Source organism: Pseudomonas sp. SBT1-2 (assembly GCF_028640875.1).
In the GTDB taxonomy this organism is placed as follows: Bacteria; Pseudomonadota; Gammaproteobacteria; order Pseudomonadales; family Pseudomonadaceae; genus Aquipseudomonas; species Aquipseudomonas chlororaphis_I.
In genome coordinates this window covers 1-17,398 of the sequence record NZ_JAQZAA010000076.1, presented here as the reverse complement: position 1 = coordinate 17,398, position 17,398 = coordinate 1, and the positions used below count along the sequence as shown (strand labels likewise).

At 62.8% G+C, this 17,398-nt stretch carries 19 protein-coding genes; 6 read left to right on the top strand and 13 right to left on the bottom strand.

All coding sequences use genetic code 11. The annotated features are described in order from the left end of the window. The first annotated feature begins 33 nt into the window (after positions 1 to 33). Entirely contained in the window at positions 34 to 462 is a 429-nt protein-coding gene (locus PVZ78_RS13010) for a hypothetical protein (protein ID WP_273828772.1), read from the top strand. Between the two features lie 194 nt (positions 463 to 656). Next, positions 657 to 1,040, top strand: coding sequence for a hypothetical protein (locus PVZ78_RS13005; RefSeq protein ID WP_009051576.1), 384 nt, complete (start codon positions 657 to 659; stop codon positions 1,038 to 1,040). 76 nt (positions 1,041 to 1,116) lie between these two features. Here the strand turns inward: PVZ78_RS13005 and PVZ78_RS13000 are convergent, their stop codons facing one another. From PVZ78_RS13000 to exbB, 6 genes are all read right to left on the bottom strand, one after another. Next, the gene (locus tag PVZ78_RS13000) at positions 1,117 to 2,517 is read right to left on the bottom strand and encodes an aminoacyl-tRNA deacylase and HDOD domain-containing protein (RefSeq protein WP_063433402.1); all 1,401 of its coding nucleotides are present in this window, start codon (positions 2,515 to 2,517) and stop codon (positions 1,117 to 1,119) included. Positions 2,518 to 2,595: 78 nt separating this feature from the next. Then, positions 2,596 to 4,671, bottom strand: coding sequence for an ATP-dependent DNA helicase RecG (gene recG, locus PVZ78_RS12995; RefSeq protein ID WP_025807008.1), 2,076 nt, complete (start codon positions 4,669 to 4,671; stop codon positions 2,596 to 2,598). Positions 4,672 to 4,680: 9 nt separating this feature from the next. Beyond that, positions 4,681 to 5,601, bottom strand: a complete 921-nt coding sequence (locus tag PVZ78_RS12990; protein WP_009051573.1) for a hydrogen peroxide-inducible genes activator — start codon at positions 5,599 to 5,601, stop codon at positions 4,681 to 4,683. Positions 5,602 to 5,771: 170 nt separating this feature from the next. Continuing rightward, positions 5,772 to 6,518, bottom strand: a complete 747-nt coding sequence (locus PVZ78_RS12985; protein ID WP_009051572.1) for an energy transducer TonB family protein — start codon at positions 6,516 to 6,518, stop codon at positions 5,772 to 5,774. Then, the gene (gene exbD / locus PVZ78_RS12980) at positions 6,515 to 6,943 is read right to left on the bottom strand and encodes a TonB system transport protein ExbD (RefSeq protein ID WP_007921142.1); all 429 of its coding nucleotides are present in this window, start codon (positions 6,941 to 6,943) and stop codon (positions 6,515 to 6,517) included. Before exbD ends, PVZ78_RS12985 begins: the two co-directional genes overlap by 4 nt. Positions 6,944 to 6,949: 6 nt before the next feature. Beyond that, positions 6,950 to 7,936 (bottom strand): tonB-system energizer ExbB, encoded by a 987-nt coding sequence (gene exbB, locus PVZ78_RS12975; protein ID WP_273828771.1) that lies wholly within the window; start codon positions 7,934 to 7,936, stop codon positions 6,950 to 6,952. A 187-nt stretch (positions 7,937 to 8,123) separates the two neighbouring features. Here exbB and PVZ78_RS12970 point away from each other — a divergent pair, with 187 nt between their 5' ends. Further along, positions 8,124 to 8,975 (top strand): SDR family oxidoreductase, encoded by an 852-nt coding sequence (locus PVZ78_RS12970; RefSeq protein WP_016703153.1) that lies wholly within the window; start codon positions 8,124 to 8,126, stop codon positions 8,973 to 8,975. 88 nt (positions 8,976 to 9,063) lie between these two features. On the opposite strand, the gene PVZ78_RS12965 is transcribed toward PVZ78_RS12970, so the two are convergent. From PVZ78_RS12965 to PVZ78_RS12940, 6 genes are all read right to left on the bottom strand, one after another. Then, on the bottom strand, positions 9,064 to 9,804 hold the full coding sequence (locus tag PVZ78_RS12965) for a hypothetical protein (RefSeq protein WP_009051569.1): 741 nt from the start codon (positions 9,802 to 9,804) through the stop codon (positions 9,064 to 9,066). A gap of 55 nt (positions 9,805 to 9,859) precedes the next feature. Continuing rightward, positions 9,860 to 10,240: a RidA family protein gene (locus PVZ78_RS12960; protein WP_007921133.1), complete on the bottom strand. Its 381-nt coding sequence runs from the start codon at positions 10,238 to 10,240 to the stop codon at positions 9,860 to 9,862. Positions 10,241 to 10,276: 36 nt separating this feature from the next. Then, the gene (spoT, locus tag PVZ78_RS12955) at positions 10,277 to 12,382 is read right to left on the bottom strand and encodes a bifunctional GTP diphosphokinase/guanosine-3',5'-bis pyrophosphate 3'-pyrophosphohydrolase (protein ID WP_007921131.1); all 2,106 of its coding nucleotides are present in this window, start codon (positions 12,380 to 12,382) and stop codon (positions 10,277 to 10,279) included. A gap of 57 nt (positions 12,383 to 12,439) precedes the next feature. Then, a complete protein-coding gene (gene rpoZ, locus PVZ78_RS12950; protein WP_007921129.1) occupies positions 12,440 to 12,703 on the bottom strand; it encodes a DNA-directed RNA polymerase subunit omega in 264 nt (87 codons plus the stop codon). Between the two features lie 167 nt (positions 12,704 to 12,870). Beyond that, the gene (gene gmk / locus PVZ78_RS12945) at positions 12,871 to 13,491 is read right to left on the bottom strand and encodes a guanylate kinase (RefSeq protein WP_009051568.1); all 621 of its coding nucleotides are present in this window, start codon (positions 13,489 to 13,491) and stop codon (positions 12,871 to 12,873) included. Between the two features lie 12 nt (positions 13,492 to 13,503). After that, the gene (locus PVZ78_RS12940) at positions 13,504 to 14,367 is read right to left on the bottom strand and encodes a YicC/YloC family endoribonuclease (RefSeq protein ID WP_007921125.1); all 864 of its coding nucleotides are present in this window, start codon (positions 14,365 to 14,367) and stop codon (positions 13,504 to 13,506) included. 269 nt (positions 14,368 to 14,636) lie between these two features. Here PVZ78_RS12940 and rph point away from each other — a divergent pair, with 269 nt between their 5' ends. Further along, positions 14,637 to 15,359 carry a ribonuclease PH gene (gene rph / locus PVZ78_RS12935; RefSeq protein WP_273828770.1) on the top strand — a complete coding sequence of 241 codons (723 nt, stop codon included), beginning with the start codon at positions 14,637 to 14,639 and terminating at the stop codon, positions 15,357 to 15,359. Positions 15,360 to 15,390: 31 nt separating this feature from the next. Continuing rightward, positions 15,391 to 15,759 carry a DUF4870 domain-containing protein gene (locus PVZ78_RS12930; RefSeq protein ID WP_009051566.1) on the top strand — a complete coding sequence of 123 codons (369 nt, stop codon included), beginning with the start codon at positions 15,391 to 15,393 and terminating at the stop codon, positions 15,757 to 15,759. Positions 15,760 to 15,820: 61 nt separating this feature from the next. Here the strand turns inward: PVZ78_RS12930 and PVZ78_RS12925 are convergent, their stop codons facing one another. Next, positions 15,821 to 16,600 carry an exodeoxyribonuclease III gene (locus tag PVZ78_RS12925; protein WP_003176915.1) on the bottom strand — a complete coding sequence of 260 codons (780 nt, stop codon included), beginning with the start codon at positions 16,598 to 16,600 and terminating at the stop codon, positions 15,821 to 15,823. A gap of 81 nt (positions 16,601 to 16,681) precedes the next feature. Between PVZ78_RS12925 and pyrE the strand changes: the two genes are divergently transcribed. Further along, the gene (gene pyrE / locus PVZ78_RS12920) at positions 16,682 to 17,326 is read left to right on the top strand and encodes an orotate phosphoribosyltransferase (RefSeq protein WP_007921122.1); all 645 of its coding nucleotides are present in this window, start codon (positions 16,682 to 16,684) and stop codon (positions 17,324 to 17,326) included. Positions 17,327 to 17,398 lie beyond the last annotated feature (72 nt).

Sequence of the window (17,398 nt, the reverse complement as noted above, 5' to 3'; positions counted from 1 at the left end):
TCGAAGGTCCTCTTGTTTAAGGTGGAAAAATCCATGAGGTTTGTCATTCAGCACCCTTCCTTTAACGCATTTGAAGGCCTGTTCTCTGTAAAGCGTATGAGCCGACTCGGCGCTGGTGTCTTGCTCGGCGCGCTGCTGCCGATCATGACCTGCTCAGCGCAAGGCCAGGAATCGGGAGAGGGTTGTTACGGTTACCTCACTGAGCTGGTCAGGAGCAGTAACTTTCCCTTTCGGGAGGTGGCCAAAGAGAAGGCCAATCTGCTGATCGACGAGGATGACGGCGAGACGGTTCAGGCCAAGGTGTTTTTCGATACGGATGGGACGGGGACGCTGGGGTGGGTGAAGTATGGGGTGAACGACGGGTCGTTGCTGGATCTCTCGGTGGATCCTGAGGAGCCGGTGGTGCTGAGTTATGACCAGCGTTTTGCGCGGGCGTACAGCAAGTGCCTGGAGCAGCGATAGTGTTGGTTATGTGGTCCGCTGGCGAGTGCTGCGCACTCGATCGCAGCCTTCGGCAGCGGCTACAGAGTGCGTGACTTGGTGGTCATTTTCGCTAAAAAGACATTCATCTTTCTCTAACGCTGCATAACGGTGGCGTTCCCTTCCGAAGCCGCTACACTGCGCCAGCCGTTCATTTTTTCTTTGGGGCTTTGCGCATGAAATTTCGTTTTCTGCTGTGGATGATGGGGCTGTTGATGGGCAAGGCCAGCCGGACCAATCCTGCGTTCCAGCAGCAGTTGGGTGACAAGGAACTGGTGTTCCAGCTGCAGACGCTGGATGGCAAGGTGGCGCGGCATTTCCGGGTGAAGGATCAGCGGATTACTAGCAAGTCCGGTGTCTATCCCGAGCCGGCGTTCGCCATTGCCTTTAAAGACGCGGCCTATGGTTTTGCCACGATGCAGGCGAAGAACAAACAATTGGCCTTTATGACCGGGATCCAGGACAAGTCGATCCAGATCAAGGGCAACCCGGCGCTGGTGATCTGGTTCCAGGGGCTGACCAAGTACCTGAAGCCGAAGAAGGCCAAGCCGAAGGCTTGAGGGCGAGCTGTATACCAGCCGGAAGATGATCGCGGGCAAGCCTCGCTCCTACGGGAGCGGGGCTTTTTTCTGGGTGTCAGTGCTGGCTGAACTGCGAGGCCAGTTCGCGCAGCAGCACTTCGGCTTCCAGGACTTTGCTGACCACGTCTTCGGCTTTATCGCGGGACAGGCCGAGGCGTTCGAGCAGGGCGTCAGGGATGTCTTCGACGGGGCCGGAGCCGATGCCGCGGCTGCGCAGCAGGCGCACGGCCAGGCATACCAGGTTCGGGTATTCGGCGTAGGCGCCGTCATAGCTCGGGTCGTGCTGGAAGCGCAGGGCGGTGGACAACTCGTCCGGCATATCCCAGTAGCGCATCAGCCAGGCGCCGATCTGCTCGCGGCTGATGCCCAGCAGGTGCTGTTCGACGTAGCTGTGGCACAGGTGCGGGTTGACCTCCAGGTGGCGGCAGATCAGCGAGAAGTGCGGCGGGAAGACGTGGGCCAGCAGCAGGTAGCCGAAGTTGTGCAGCAGGCCGGCGAGGTAGGTCAGGCCGGATTCCGGGCGCTGGGCGCGGGGCATGGCGCGGGTCAGGCCTTCGATGACGGCGGCGGTGTAGATCGACTGCTGCCAGTACGGCGTGCTGTGTTGCGGATGGTCCTTGGGCAGGCTCAGGGTCTTGCCCAGGGCCAGGCCCAGCGCCAGGTTGATCACCAGGTCGAAGCCCAGCACGCGGACGATGGCGTCTTCCACCGAGCGGATCTTGCCCGGCGAGGCGTAGTAGGGCGAAGCCGCCCAGCTCACCACTTGCGCGGCCAGGGCCGGGTCGGTTTCCACCACGCCGGTGATGTCGTCGATGGTGGCGTTGGGGTCGACCCGCAGCTTGATGATCTTCTGCGCGGTTTCGGCGAGCGGCGGAATCTCGATGGTCGCTTCCAGGCGTTGCTGGATGCGCCGGGCGGTGAAGGCCTGCATGGCCTGGGTGATTTCCTCGCGGTCGTCGTCCGGGCGGTCGAGGTTCGGGCGGATGCTGCTCAGGGCTTCGCCGAAGTTGCCGGCGCTGGCCTTGCTCAGCATGCTCTTGAAGGCGTCGCTGGTGATTTCCAGCAGCAGGCCCGGCTCGCCGGAGTTGATCAGCAGGTTCGGCTCGCGCAGCAGGCTTTCTTCATACAGGCAGGGCGAGCTGGTGAGCGCCGGCAGGCCGGGCAGCAGGCTCAGGTTGTGTTTGCCGAGCATGCGCTCCAGGCGTTCCGTGGAGACAGCGGTCAGGCGGCGGCCGGTCAGTTCGGCGAGGCGATTGAGGTCCAGCAACTGGCTCTGCGGGAACAGCACCATCAGCGCGCCGACGGCATCATCCAGCAGGACCGCCTGAACCTTGCGCGCGGCTGGCAGGCCCGGGTGGTCGAGGACTTCCGTGAAGCCGATGTCCAGTTTGCCGAGCAGCAGCCGGATTACAGACGGAGCGTGCGGGGCTGCGGTGGCGAGGGCAACTTCTGTCATGGTCTGTATCCGTTTTCAAACAATTTCAGGAGTATAACCAGCTTGATCGGGGCATTCGCCCCTTAACTGAGACGCTGCTCACACTTGGCCGTATTGCTGCCCGTGGCGCAGCCAGCGTTCCAGCAGCGGGCTGACGTGATGCGGCCAGCGCTCCAGCAAGGCCTGGGCGGCATCGCGCACGGCCGGCAGCAGGTCGGCATCGCGCATCAGGTCGGCGACCTTGAATTGCAGCAGGCCGGTCTGGCGGGTGCCGAGCATCTCGCCGGGGCCGCGCAGTTCCAGGTCCTTTTCGGCGATGACAAAACCGTCGTTGGTTTCGCGCATGATGCCCAGGCGCTGGCGGCCGATCTGCGACAAGGGAGGATGGTAGAGCATGACGCAATGGCTGGCGGCGCTGCCCCGACCAACGCGACCGCGCAGCTGGTGCAGCTGGGCCAGGCCCAGGCGCTCGGGGTTCTCGATGATCATCAGGCTGGCGTTGGGCACATCGACGCCGACTTCGATCACCGTGGTGGCTACCAGCAGTTGCAACTCACCGGCCTTGAACTGGCCCATGACCTCGGCCTTTTCCGCCGGCTTCATGCGCCCGTGGATCAGGCCGACCCGCAGTTCGCCTAGGGCGCTGCTCAGGTCTTCGTAAGTGGTTTCCGCGGCCTGGCAGGTCAGCTCTTCGGATTCCTCGATCAGCGTGCACACCCAATAGGCCTGGCGCCCTTCGGCGCAGGCGGCGCGCACCCGCTCGATGACCTCGACGCGGCGCGAGTCGGTCACCAGCACGGTGTTCACCGGCGTGCGGCCTGGGGGCAGTTCGTCGAGGATCGAGGTGTCCAGGTCGGCATAGGCGCTCATGGCCAGGGTCCGTGGAATCGGCGTGGCGGTCATGATCAGCTGGTGCGGGCACAGGCGCCCGCCCACGCCTTTCTGGCGCAGGGCCAGGCGCTGCTGCACGCCGAAGCGGTGTTGTTCGTCGATGATCACCAGCGCCAGGTTCTTGAACTGCACTTCGTCCTGGAACAGCGCGTGGGTGCCGACCACCATCGGCGCGCCGGCGGCGATCTGTTCCAGGGCCGCCGTGCGGTTCTTGCCCTTGAGCTTGCCGGCCAGCCAGGCGACTTCCAGTCCCAGCGGCTCAAGCCAGCGCTTGAAGGTGATGAAGTGCTGCTCGGCGAGGATCTCGGTCGGCGCCATCAGCGCCACCTGGTAGCCAGCCTCCAGCGCCTGCAGGGCGGCGAGGGCGGCGACCACGGTCTTGCCGGCGCCCACGTCGCCCTGGATCAACCGCAGCATCGGTTCGGGCTGGCTGAGGTCGTAGGCGATCTCGTTGCCGACCCGCTGCTGCGCGCCGGTGGGCGGAAAGCCGAGGTTCTTCAGGTACTGCGCCGGCAGCCGGGTAGCCTTGGGCAGCGCCGGGGCGAGTTGCGAGCGCAGGCTTTCGCGCAGGCGCTGCTGGGACAGCTGATGGGTCAGCAGTTCCTCGAACGCCAGGCGATGCTGTGCCCAATGGTGACCCAGGGCCAGCTCGTCGACATCGGCGTCGGCCGGCGGGTGGTGCAGGTAGCGAATCGCATCGTCCAGCGGCGCCAGCTGGTAATCCCGCGCCAGCTCTTGCGGCAGCCAGTCCGGCAGGCTGCGCGGGCCGAGCAGGGCCAGGCTCTGCTGGCACAGCATGCGCAGGCGCTGCTGGGTCAGGCCTTCGGTGAGCGGGTAGATAGGGGTCAGGGTCTGGTCCACGGGCGGCGGTTCATCGCCGCTGATGGCGCGGTATTCCGGGTGGTAGATTTCCAGCCCCGAGGCACCGGGACGGGCTTCGCCATAGCAGCGCACGCGGGTGCCGCGCTTGAGGCCTTCCTTCTGCGCGTTGCTGAAATGGTAGAAGCGCAGGCTGAGCCCGCCGGTGCCGTCCTGCAGGCGCACCAGCAGGCTGCGGCGCTTGCCCATCACCACGTCGGCGCCGCTGACGGTGCCTTCGATCACCGCGTCCTGGCCGGGGCGCAGCGCGCCGATCGGCACCACGCGGGTACGGTCCTGATAACGCAGGGGCAGGTGGAACAGCACGTCCTGCAGGTTTTCCAGGCCGACCTTGGCCAGCTTTTCGGCCATGGCTTCGCCGACGCCCTTGAGTGCCGTGACCGGCACATTCGACAGCTCAGTCATCGCGACGGTTTAACTCGCGGCAGGCGGCTTGGCCACCGAACACAGGCGGATCGAGTCGGCGAGGATCTCGATGGCTTTCGGCCGGGGGAAGCTGGCGCGCCAGGCAATCGCCACGGTGCGGAACGGCACGGGCGCGCTCAGCGGCCGTACTTCGATCACGCCGGGGGCGTAGTGATGGCTGTCCACCGCCGAGAGCGGCAGGATCGAGACGCCAAGGCCGGAAGCGACCATGTGGCGGATGGTTTCCAGGGAGCTGGATTCCACCGTGGTGTGCTTGGCGCCGTCGTTGCCTTTGGCCAGGGTCGGGCAAGCCTCGAGTACCTGGTCGCGGAAACAGTGGCCTTCGCCCAGCAGCAACAGGCTCTTGTCGTTGAGCAGGTTGGCGTCGATGCTCTCTTTCTGGGTCCAGGGGTGGGTGCTTGGCATCAGCACGTAGAAGGGTTCGTCGTACAGCGGCAGGGTCAGCACGTCGGCTTCGTTGAACGGCAGGGCGATGATGATCGCGTCCAGTTCGCCGTTGCGCAGCTTGTCGCGCAGTACGTGGGTGAAGTTCTCTTCGATGTACAACGGCATCTGCGGAGCGACCCGGTGCAGTTGCGGGATCAGGTGTGGGAACAGGTAGGGGCCGACGGTGTAGATCGCGCCGACTTTCAGCGGGGCGGTCAGCTGGTTCTTGCCGGCCTGGGCCAGCTCGCGAATGCCCTGGGCCTGTTCGAGGACCTTTTGCGCCTGGGCGACAATGCCTTCGCCGACCGGCGTCAGACGTACCGCACTCTTGCTGCGCTCGAAAATCAGCACACCGAGTTCGTCTTCAAGCTTCTTCACGCCCACCGACAGGGTCGGCTGGCTGACATGGCAACGCTCGGCCGCGTGGCCGAAGTGCTGCTCTTGGGCGAGGGTAACGATGTAGCGTAATTCAGTAAGAGTCATAGCGGACGTCCATGAGGTTGCGGGCCAAGCATACCGGCTGCAATCGATAGACGCACGTTATCAGACTCAATGCTCGCTGTGACACCGGGCAATGCATGCGGGTCATGCCTGGAAAAGCAAAAAGGCACCTTTAGGGTGCCTTTCTGCTGGGGATCGCCTGTGCGTCATGCTCAGCGGCGACGTTTCTCCAGGGAGTAAACGAAGGGCGCGACGATCTCGATCGAGCCGTTGTTGAGCATGTCCGCCGGTGGCTTGGGCAGCGGTTGGGCGCGGCGGATCATTTCCAGGGTGGCCCGGTCCAGATCGGCATTGCCCGAGCGTCCCACCAGCTCATAGGACAGCACGTTGCCTTGGGCGTCGACCACGAAGCGCAGTCGGTTCAGGCCTTCCTTGCCGCGTGCCTGAGCGCCCGGCGGGTACTTCTTGTACTTGGCCAGGTGCGCCAGCAGCGTGCCTTGCCAGCTTTCCTTGGCGGCGATCTGGGCCGGCGACGGACCCGGAGCAGGTGCCGAGGACGGTGCCGCGGTAGGAGTCGGCGGAGCGTCGCTGGGCTTCTCTTCGCTGGGCTTTTCCTTCGGCGGTTCCGGTTTTTTCTCCACCGGCTTGGGCGGTTGTGGCTTGGGCTTGGGTTTGACCGGCTTGGGCACGGAAATCGTCGGCTTCGGCGCTTCCGCGAGTTTGGGCAGCGGCAACTCTTCGACCGGAGCCGGCGGCTGCGGTGGCGTCACGACCTTGGGCGGTGCGGGAGGAGGCGGTGCCGGAAGCGGCGCCAACTCGACCATCATCGCCTGGGGTGGCAGCTCGACCGGCGTGGGGGAACTCCAGTTGAGCGCGAGCAGGATCGCGACCGCATGGACCCCCAGTACGATGGCCAGGCTACCGCTGTAACGCGTCAGTTTTTGGCGCGTCGTGATCATTTCTTGGTAGCCGTCTCAAGTCCGACCAGGCCGACCTTCAGGTATCCGGCGGCCCGCAGGGCATCCATCACGCTCATCAGGTCGCCGTAATCCACGCCTTTGTCGGCCTGGAAGAAGATCGTCGTGTCTTTTTTGCCCTGGGTCTTGGCGTCGAGGGTGGCGCCGAGGGCTTCGGCCTTCACTTCGTCGTCGCCGAGGTACAGGCGTTGGTCGGCCTTGACGCTGAGAAACACCGGTTTCTCGGGGCGTGGCGCCGGTTTGGCCGTCGAGGCCGGGAGGTCGACCTTGATGTCCACGGTAGCCAGCGGCGCCGCGACCATGAAGATGATCAGCAGCACCAGCATCACGTCGATGAACGGCGTGACGTTGATTTCGTGGTTTTCGGCGAGATCGTCTTCTGCGCCTTCTTTCAAATGCAGGCCCATGGCGGATTACCCTACTTTGGCCACATGAGGTTGCGCAGAGCGCTCGGCGGTCGGCAGGTGATCGAGATCACGGCTGACCAGCAGCAGGACTTCTGCGGAGGCGTCGGAGACCTGGGCCTTGTAGCCGGCGATGGAGCGGGCGAAGACGTTGTAGATGACTACAGCCGGAATGGCCGCGACCAGACCCAGGGCGGTTGCCAGCAGGGCTTCGGCGATGCCGGGGGCGACGACGGCGAGGTTGGTGGTCTGGGTTTTGGCGATGCCGATGAAGCTGTTCATGATGCCCCATACGGTACCGAACAGGCCGACGAAGGGCGCGGTGGAACCGATGGTGGCGAGCACGCCGGTGCCGCTGCTCATGTTGCGGCCGCAGGCGGCTACCAGGCGCTCGAGGCGGAAGCTGACGCGTTCCTTGATGCCTTCTTTCTCGCGGCTGTTGGCCGACAGGCGCATTTCTTCCAGCGCATCGTGGACCAGCAGATTGGCCAGGGTGCCTTCTTTGGCAGCGGTGACGCTGGCTTCCTTGAGGGTGGTGGCCTTTTTCAGGGCGAGGATCTCACCGCGCAGGCGACGCTTGGCGCCCATCAGCTCGAAGCCTTTGGCGATCCAGATGGTCCAGGTGATGATCGAGGCGATAGCCAGGCCGATCATCACCAGCTTCACGATGATGTCGGCGTTCTGGTACATGCCCCAAGGAGACAGGTCGTGCGCCATGCCCAGGCTGTTGTCCGCTTCGAGGACTTCAGGTGCGTCGTCGGCCGGCTCGCCTTCGGCAGGTGCCGGCGCTGCGGCGACCGGGGTGGCTACCGGCGCCGTGGCATCGGCCGGCGCGTGGGCTGCCGCAGGTGTCGAGGTGCCAGTCGGGGCCTGCTCATCGGCGAAGGCCGCGGTCGGTGCCAGCAGCAGGCTGAACAGCAACGCCGCGGCCGCACTCATGGCGCGCAGCGGGCTTGGGCGTTGGGTTGGCGAAGCGGAGAATGGATTGCGTGTCATGCTGGCCGGACCTGAGAGGGAAAAGGGTAAGTGTCCTTCTAGGCCTCGCAGGGCCGAGAACAAATGGGCCGTCATTATTGCAACTAATTCTTGTTAACAGAAGTAATAGAGTATCTTTTTTTCTTTGATTGCTAGCCGCTCGTCCATTGCCGACGCTAGTCTGTGCCTTTCTGATAGGAGTTTTCTGATGTCCGCCCCTTCTGTTCTGATCGCTGGCTGTGGTGATGTCGGCAGCCGTCTGGCGAAGCAACTGCTGGCTGAAAACTGGCAGGTCTACGGCCTGCGGCGCACGGTTTCGCAATTGCCGGAAGGGGTGATCGGCGTGGCGGGCGATCTTTTCAGCGAGCAGTGCCCGGCAGCCTGGCCCACCACACCGCTGGATTACCTGGTGTATAGCGCGGCCGCTACCGAGCATGACGAGGCGGGCTATCGCGCGGCCTATGTCGAGGGGCTGACCCATGTGCTGGGCTGGCTCAAGCAGAACGGGCAGTCGCCGAAGCGCCTGTTGTTCGTTTCCAGCAGCAGCGTCTATGGGCAGAAAGACGGCGAGTGGATCGACGAGACTTCTCCTGCGCAGGCCGGTGGCTATTCCGGCCGGCTGATGCTCGAGGCCGAGCAAGTGGCGTTGCAGAGTGGCATTCCAGCCAGCCTGGTGCGCTTGACCGGGATCTACGGCCCGGGGCGGGAATGGCTGTTGAACCAAGTGCGCCAGGGGTATCGCGTGGCCATCGATCCGCCGTTGTATGGCAACCGCATCCATGCCGACGACGCCGCGGGGTTGCTGGCCTTCCTGCTGCAGGCCGATCGGCGTGGCGTGCGGCTTGAGGACTGCTACATCGGGGTCGACGACGCGCCGGTGCCATTGGCGGAGGTGGTGGGCTGGCTGCGCGAGTACCTGGGTGTGACCGAGTGGGCGGATAATTCGAGTGTGCGGCGTTCTGGCAGCAAGCGCTGCAGCAATGCCCGCGCCAGGGCCCTGGGCTGGGAGCCGCGTTATCCGAGTTTTCGCGAGGGGTATGCGGAGATTATCGAAGGCTGAAACTGTAGGAGCGAGCTTGCTCGCGATAGCGGTCTAACCTGAGACACCGCTGATCGCGAGCAAGCTCGCTCCTACAGGGAGGCGGGGATCACTGTTTTTCCAGTAGCCACTGGCGCGTACCCGGGGTGAGGGAAGGTACCTCGTCCGCCTGGGCGGTGTTGATGGTCTGGAAGATCTCCAGTTGCTCGCCGTTACGCGCGAAGATCCACGGGTTGCCCTGGCCGTTGAGCTGCAGCCAGAGGTTGTCGTAGCCGCCGCTCATCGACGCGCAGTCGCCGGCGAGGCAGAGTGCGTAGCGATCGGCGCCCGGCAGGCCCATGACCTGGCCGTTGGACTGGAACAGCACGGTGCCGCCTTGGCCCGGGCCGTTGACGATTTTCCATTCGCCGCCCAGGTAGGCCGAGTACAGCGCGCGCTCGAAGTTGGCGCCCAGTGGCGCGCCTTCCGGGGCCGGGTCCTTGGGACGATCGAAGACCTGTTCCGGCTCGTTGTCGTTGGCTTCTTGCAGCAATTGTTTGCCGTCGCGTTTCAATTCGCTGGCAGAGCTGCCGTAGAAATCGATTTTCCAGGAGCCGGACTCTTCAGCCAGCACCTTGCCTTCGACATTTTCGAAGCCGTTGGTGTAGCGCGCCTGGCTGGCCTTGGTGTTGACGTCCCATTCCAGGTTCGGGCCGTAGCCTTGCAGGGCTTCGCGCAGCGGTCCGCCTTTGGCGGCGGCGTCGATGGCGACCTGATTGATCCAGGTGCCACTGATGTCACGGTCGGCGGGATCGCTGGCACAGCCGCCGAGGAACAGGGCGCACAACGAGAGGGCTAGCGCTTTGCGCATGAGGAAATCCTTTCAGAACGAAGACGGCGCGGCCTGGGTAGCCGCGCCGGACGTGTTACTCGATGACCAGGATGGCATCCATTTCAACCTGCGCGCCTTTTGGCAGGGCGGCAACGCCGATGGCGGCGCGGGCAGGGTAAGGCTGCTGGAAGTACTTGCCCATGATCTCGTTGACCTTGGCGAAGTGGCTCAGGTCGGTGAGGAAGATGTTGAGCTTGACGATGTCCTTGAACGAACCACCGGCGGCCTCGGCCACGGACTTGAGGTTCTCGAATACCTGGACGGTCTGGGCTTCGAAGCCTTCCACCAGTTCCATGGTCTTTGGATCGAGCGGGATCTGGCCGGACATGTAGACGGTGTTGCCTGCCTTGATCGCCTGGGAATAGGTGCCGATCGCGGCGGGTGCCTTGTCGCTGGTGATAACGGTCTTGGTCATGAATGACTCCTTGTAATGGGCGGGCTGTATAGCGAGCTATGCACGCATGCGAGTGATGCGAATGACCCCGGTCAGGGCGCGCAGTTTCTTGATCACGCGGGCCAGGTGCACACGGTCGTGCACACTGACCACCAGTTGGACCACGCTGATGCGACCATCCCGTTCGTCCATGCTGATTTTCTCGATATTGCCGTCGGCCGCGTTGACGCTGCTGGCCAGCAGGGCGATCAGGCCGCGCTGGTGTTCCAGCTCGACGCGCAGCTCGACGTTGAATTCGCCGGTGACATCCTTGGCCCACGAAAGCTGGATGCATTTTTCCGGGTTGTGGCGGATTTCGCTGATATTGCGGCAGTTGTCCAGGTGCACCACCATCCCCTTGCCCGCGGACAGGTGGCCGACAATCGGGTCGCCCGGGATCGGCGTGCAGCACTTGGCGTAGCTCAGGACCAGGCCTTCGGTACCGCGAATGGCCAGCGGACCTTCCGGGCTTGGCAGCTGTTCGCCTTCGCCGAGCAGGCGGCGGGCGACCACATAGGCCATGCGGTTGCCCAGGCCGATGTCTTCCAGCAGGTCTTCGATCAGTTCCAGGCGATACTCGGTGAGCATCGCTTGCACGCGTTCGGCGGGGATCTTTTCCAGCGCGCTGTCGAAACCGTTGAGCACCTTGTTCAGCAGGCGTTCGCCCAGGCTGATGGACTCGGAGCGGCGTTGCAGTTTCAGGGCGTGGCGAATGTGGGTGCGAGCCTTGCCGGTGACTACGAAGTTGAGCCAGGCCGGGTTGGGGCGCGCGCCCGGGGCGCTGACGATTTCCACGGTGGAGCCGCTTTGCAGCGGTTCGGACAGCGGCGCCAGGCGGCGATTGATACGACAGGCGATGCAGCTGTTGCCGACGTCGGTGTGCACCGCGTAGGCGAAGTCCACTGCGGTGGAGCCTTTGGGCAGCTCCATGATCCGGCCCTTCGGCGTGAACACGTAGACCTCGTCCGGGAACAGGTCGATCTTCACGCTCTCGATGAATTCCAGGGAGTTGCCGGCGCGTTGCTGCATCTCCAGCACGCCCTTGACCCACTGACGAGCCCGGGCATGGGTGCCCTTTGGCTGCTCGTCGCCGCTGGATTTGTACAGCCAGTGGGCGGCGATGCCGTTGTTGGCCATCTCTTCCATTTCGCGGGTGCGGATCTGGATCTCGATCGGAACGCCGTGCATGCCGAACAGCGTGGTGTGCAGCGACTGATAGCCGTTGGCCTTGGGAATCGCGATGTAATCCTTGAAGCGACCCGGCAGTGGCTTGTACAGGTTGTGTACGGCGCCGAGCACGCGGTAGCAGGTGTCGACCTTGTCGACGATGATCCGGAACGCGTAGACGTCCATGATCTCGTTGAAGGCCCGGCGTTTGCCGCGCATCTTTTTATAGATGCCATACAAGTGCTTCTGGCGGCCGCTGACCTCGCCCTGGATGCCGTCGATGGCCAGGCAGTGGCTCAGGGATTCTTCGATCTTGTTGACGATTTCCTTGCGGTTGCCCCGGGCGCGCTTGACCGCCTGGTAGATCCGCGCGGAACGCATCGGGTGCATGGCCTTGAACCCGAGGTCTTCGAATTCGATGCGGATGCTGTGCATGCCCAGGCGGTTGGCGATGGGCGCATAGATCTCCAGGGTTTCCTTGGCGATCCGCCGGCGTTTTTCACCGGACAGCACTTCCAGGGTGCGCATGTTGTGCAGGCGGTCGGCCAGCTTGACCAGGATCACGCGAATGTCGCGCGCCATGGCCATGGCCATCTTCTGGAAGTTTTCCGCTTGGGCTTCGGCCTTGGTCTCGAAGTTCATCTGGGTCAGTTTGCTGACCCCGTCGACCAGTTCGGCCACGGTTTCACCGAACTGCGCTTGCAGCGCTTCTTTGGCGATACCGGTGTCTTCGATCACGTCATGCAGCATGGCCGCCATCAGGCTCTGATGGTCCATATGCATGTCGGCGAGAATGTTTGCGACCGCTAATGGGTGCGTGACGTACGCCTCGCCGCTGCGACGGCGCTGACCGTCATGGGCTTGTTCGGCGTAGAAATACGCTCGGCGGACCAGATTGACCTGGTCCGTGCCGAGATAGGTCGATAAGCGATCGGCGAGGGCGTCTATGCTCGGCATGATGACTCCTGCCGTAGGCTGTGATCCCGCGCCGTGCTACGTCGACCAGGCATAGGCTTAGACGGCCTCGTTGGACTCGTCCTCGAAAGCAGCAAAAAGCGGTTCATCTTCAACGATTTCGGCTTCGGCGATAGCTGCGTAGTCGATCAGGCCTTCAGCGATTTCACGCAGGGCGACGACGGTAGGCTTGTCGTTTTCCCATGCTACTTTCGGCTCTTTGCCGCCGGTTGCCAGTTGACGGGCACGCTTGGTAGAGAGCATGACCAGCTCAAAGCGGTTATCCACGTGTTCTAGACAGTCTTCAACGGTTACGCGGGCCATGGTCTTCCTCGTAGCAAATGCAATATGCGCGCTGCCCGGATGGGCGAGCGGACTCAACAGTTTAAAAAATCACCAGCGATTAGGGAAGCGCTGATTTTTTAACCAAGCTTTCCGACGCGCTACAAGCGCCAATGTAAAGCCCTTGCAGCGGTTTTGGGAAGTGCTATTCAGCCCAGCAATTCGGCGAGCAATTTGCCGAAACGCTGTTGCTGGTGCTTTTGGTGCAGCTGGTTGGTGCGGAAAATCGCCTTCAGGTCGTCCAGCGCATGGGCAAAATCGTCGTTGATGATCAGGTAGTCGTAATCGACGTAGTGGCTCATTTCGCTGACGGCTTCGCGCATCCGGCCTTCGATGATCTCGTCGCTGTCCTGGCCGCGGTTGGTCAGGCGCTGGCGCAAGGCCTGTTGGGACGGCGGCAGGATGAAGATCGAACGCGCCTGGGGCATCAGCTTGCGCACTTGCTCGGCACCTTGCCAGTCGATCTCCAGGATCAGGTCGTGACCTTCGTCCAGGGTCTGCTGCAAGTGGCTTTGGGAGGTGCCATAGAGATTGCCGAAGACTTCGGCGCGCTCGAGGAAGTCGCCGTGTTCGCCCATCTTCACGAACGCTTCGCGGGAGACGAAGTGGTAGTTCACGCCGTCCACTTCGCCCGGGCGCATGGCGCGAGTGGTGTGGGAAACGGAAACACGGATCGACGGGTCGGCGTCGATCAGGGCCTTGACCAGGCTGGTCTTGCCCGCGCCCGAGGGGGCGGAAATGATGTAGAGGGTGCCGGTGCTGTGGTTCATGTCTGGGTAGCCTTACTCAATATTCTGTACTTGTTCGCGCATCTGCTCGATCAACACCTTGAGGTTGACCGCAGCCTGGGTACTGCGCGGGTCGAAGGCCTTGGAACCCAGTGTGTTGGCTTCGCGGTTGAGTTCCTGCATCAGGAAGTCCAGGCGCCGGCCAGCGGCGCCGCCGGACTTGAGTACGCGGCGCACTTCGATGATGTGGGTGCTCAGGCGGTCCAGTTCTTCGGCGACGTCGCTCTTCTGGGCGAGCAGCACCATTTCCTGTTCCAGGCGGGTAGGGTCCAGTTCGGCCTGCATGTCGGCGAAGCGATCGAGAACCTTCTGGCGCTGGGTCGCGAGCATCTGCGGGACCAGTTCGCGCAGGGTCACGACATCTTCCTCGATGGAGGTCAGGCGTTCGTTGATCAGCCGGGCCAGCTCCGCGCCTTCGCGCTCGCGGCCGCTCTTCAGCTCTTTCAGCCCCTGGTTGAACAGGCTCAGGGCTTCGTTGTTCAGCGCCTGCGGGTCGCTGGCATCGGCCACCAGGACGCCGGGCCAGGCCAGCACTTCCAGTGGGTTCAGCGCCGCCGGCTGCTTGATCAGGCTGGCAACGGACTCGGCTGCCGCCACCAGTTGCGCGGCGCGCTCCCGGTCGACCTGCAGTGGTTTGCCGGTGGTTTCTTCGGTGAAGCGCAAGGTGCATTCGAGCTTGCCGCGCGACAGTCCCTGGCGCAGCGCCTCGCGGACCGCGCCTTCCAGATCGCGAAAGGATTCCGGCAAGCGCAGGTGCGGTTCCAGGTAACGGCTGTTGACCGAGCGCAGTTCCCAGCTCAGGGTGCCCTGAGTGCCGGCCCGTTCTACCCGGGCGAAGGCGGTCATGCTGTGCACCATGGAGGTACCTCCGATACAGGTCCGCCACCAACCGCAAAGGGTTGTACGGGCCCGATATGAATGAATTGAAGCCGACAGGCTGCGAAGGCGCAGGATTGTAGCGCAGTGCGGTGGATGCTCCCAAACCGCGGGTGTGACAAAGCGCTGCGAAGCGACCGGAGGGCCGTTCCAGAGGTGTCGCCGACGGGCCGGGGTTTTTAGAACTGCCCAGGCAAGGCCGTGGGCTCTATAATGATCGGCAGTTTTCCGTCCCCGTACAGGTATTCCCTATGAAACGTCCAAGTGGTCGCGCTGCCGATCAGCTTCGCTCGATCCGCATCACCCGCAACTACACCAAACACGCCGAGGGATCTGTACTGGTCGAGTTTGGTGATACCAAAGTGATCTGCACGGTCAGCGTCGAGAACGGCGTGCCCCGCTTCCTCAAGGGTCAGGGCCAGGGTTGGTTGACCGCCGAATACGGCATGCTCCCGCGCGCCACCGGCGAGCGTAACCAGCGTGAAGCCAGTCGCGGCAAGCAAGGCGGCCGTACCCTGGAGATCCAGCGTCTGATCGGTCGTTCCCTGCGCGCTGCGCTGGACATGACCAGGCTGGGCGACGTCACCCTGTATGTCGACTGCGATGTGATCCAGGCCGATGGCGGTACCCGTACCGCGTCGATCACCGGTGCCATGGTGGCCCTGGTGGACGCTTTGAAAGTGATCAAGAAGCGTGGCGGCCTGAAGGGCGGCGACCCGATCAAGCAAATGATCGCGGCGGTTTCCGTGGGCATGTACCAGGGTGAGCCGGTGCTGGATCTGGATTACCTGGAAGACTCGGCGGCCGAGACCGACCTCAACGTGGTCATGACCAGCACCGGCGGTTTCATCGAAGTCCAGGGCACTGCCGAAGGCGCGCCGTTCCAGCCGGAAGAACTGAACGCCATGCTGGCTTTGGCCAAGAAAGGCATGAGCGAGATCTTTGAATTGCAACAGGCAGCCCTGGCTGACTGATTGCCCGGTAGCTTTCAGCAAGGAGAGCAGCATGAACGACGACCAGCTTCCGCAACCTGTCCCGAGCCATGAGGTGCGTCAGTGGGCGATGTTCTGTCACCTGTCGGCGTTGCTGGGCATCTGGATTCCGTTCGGCACCCTGATCGGCCCGCTGGTGCTCTGGCAGATGAAGCGCGAGACGGACCCGTTCATCGATGCCCAGGGCAAGGAAGCGCTGAACTTTCAGATCACCGTGGCTCTTGCCTCGCTGGTCTGTTTCCTGCTGATGGTGGTGCTGGTGGGTTTCCTGCTCTTCGGTCTGCTGGCGATCGGCGCCCTGGTGCTGACCATCATCGCCGGGGTCAAGGCCAATGAAGGGATGGCGTACCGTTACCCGTTCACCTGGCGATTGATCAAATAGGCCGAGCGCCCACAAAAAAGCCGACAGTGATGTCGGCTTTTTTGTGGCTGCGAAAAGACGCTTAGATGGTCAGCGTCCAGTCGTAGTCCACGATCAGCGGCGCGTGCTGCGAGAAGCGCGGCTGGCGTGGCAGGCGTGCGCTGCGCACGAAGCGACGCAGGCCTGGGGTCAGCAGCTGATAGTCGAAGCGCCAGCCCAGGTTGAGCATCTCGGCCTGTTCGTTATCTGGCCACCAGCTGTATTGATCGCCTTCGCGGCTGACTTCGCGCAGGGCGTCGACATAACCCATGTTGCCGACAATCTCGTCCATCCAGGCACGCTCAGGCGCCAGGAAACCCGGAGATTGCTGGCTGTCACGCCAGTTCTTGATATCCAGCTTCTGTTGCGCCACGTACAGCGAGCCACAATAAATGTACTCGCGACGTTTGCGCCGCTGTTTATCCAGGTAACGGGCGAAGTCGTCCATAAGCTTGAACTTCTGGTTCAAGTCTTCATCGCCGTTCTGCCCGGAAGGAAGCAGCAAGGTCGCGATGCTGACCTTGTCGAAATCGGCTTGCAGGTAGCGCCCGTAGCGGTCGGCCGTCTCGAAGCCGAGACCGCTGATGACAGCCTTCGGTTGCAACCGCGAGTACAAAGCCACACCGCCTTGGGCGGGAACTTCGGCATCGCAGGCATAAAGGAAGTAGCCATCCAGTTGGAAGGCTGGATCGTCCAGTTCAAAGGCGGAGGCGCGGGTGTCCTGCAGGCAGATGACGTCGGCATTCTGTGCTTGCAGCCAACTGAGCAAACCTCGCTCCACTGCAGCCTGAATACCATTGACGTTCACACTGATGATCCGCATAAATGGCCCCAAAAATCACGTGCGTGTATGATACCCGAGGTCTACCTAATTAGCTAAATCCGTGGTATTTGGGGCTTTTTCATGCAGGCGTATCAGCGCGATTTCATTCGTTTTGCCATCGATCGCGGGGTTTTGCGCTTCGGTGAGTTCACCCTGAAGTCCGGGCGTACCAGTCCTTACTTCTTCAATGCCGGCCTGTTCAACAGCGGTTCGGCCCTGGCACAGCTGGGGCGTTTTTATGCCGCGGCGATCGTCGACAGCGGCATTTCTTTCGATGTGCTTTTCGGTCCTGCGTACAAAGGTATTCCTTTAGCGGCAGCGACGGCCGTGGCCCTGGCCGAGCATCATCAGCGCGATCTGCCATGGTGCTTCAACCGCAAGGAAGCCAAGGCTCACGGCGAAGGCGGCAGCCTGGTCGGCGCGCCATTGACTGGCGACGTGTTGATCATCGACGACGTGATCACCGCGGGCACCGCGATTCGCGAAGTGATGCAGATCATCGAGTCCCAGGAAGGCGCCAAGGCGGCGGGTGTGTTGATTGCCCTGAACCGTCAGGAGCGTGGCAACGGTGAGTTGTCGGCGATCCAGGAAGTCGAGCGCGATTTCGGCATTCCGGTGGTGAGCATCGTTTCCCTGACCCAGGTCCTGCAGTTCCTGGCGGACGATCCGGCACTCAAGCAGCATCTGCCGGCGGTGGAAGCCTACCGCGCGCAATTCGGCGTTTGACCCTGTTCTGTAGGAGCGAGGCTTGCCCGCGATAGCGGTCTAACCTGATACACCGCTATCGCGGGCAAGCTC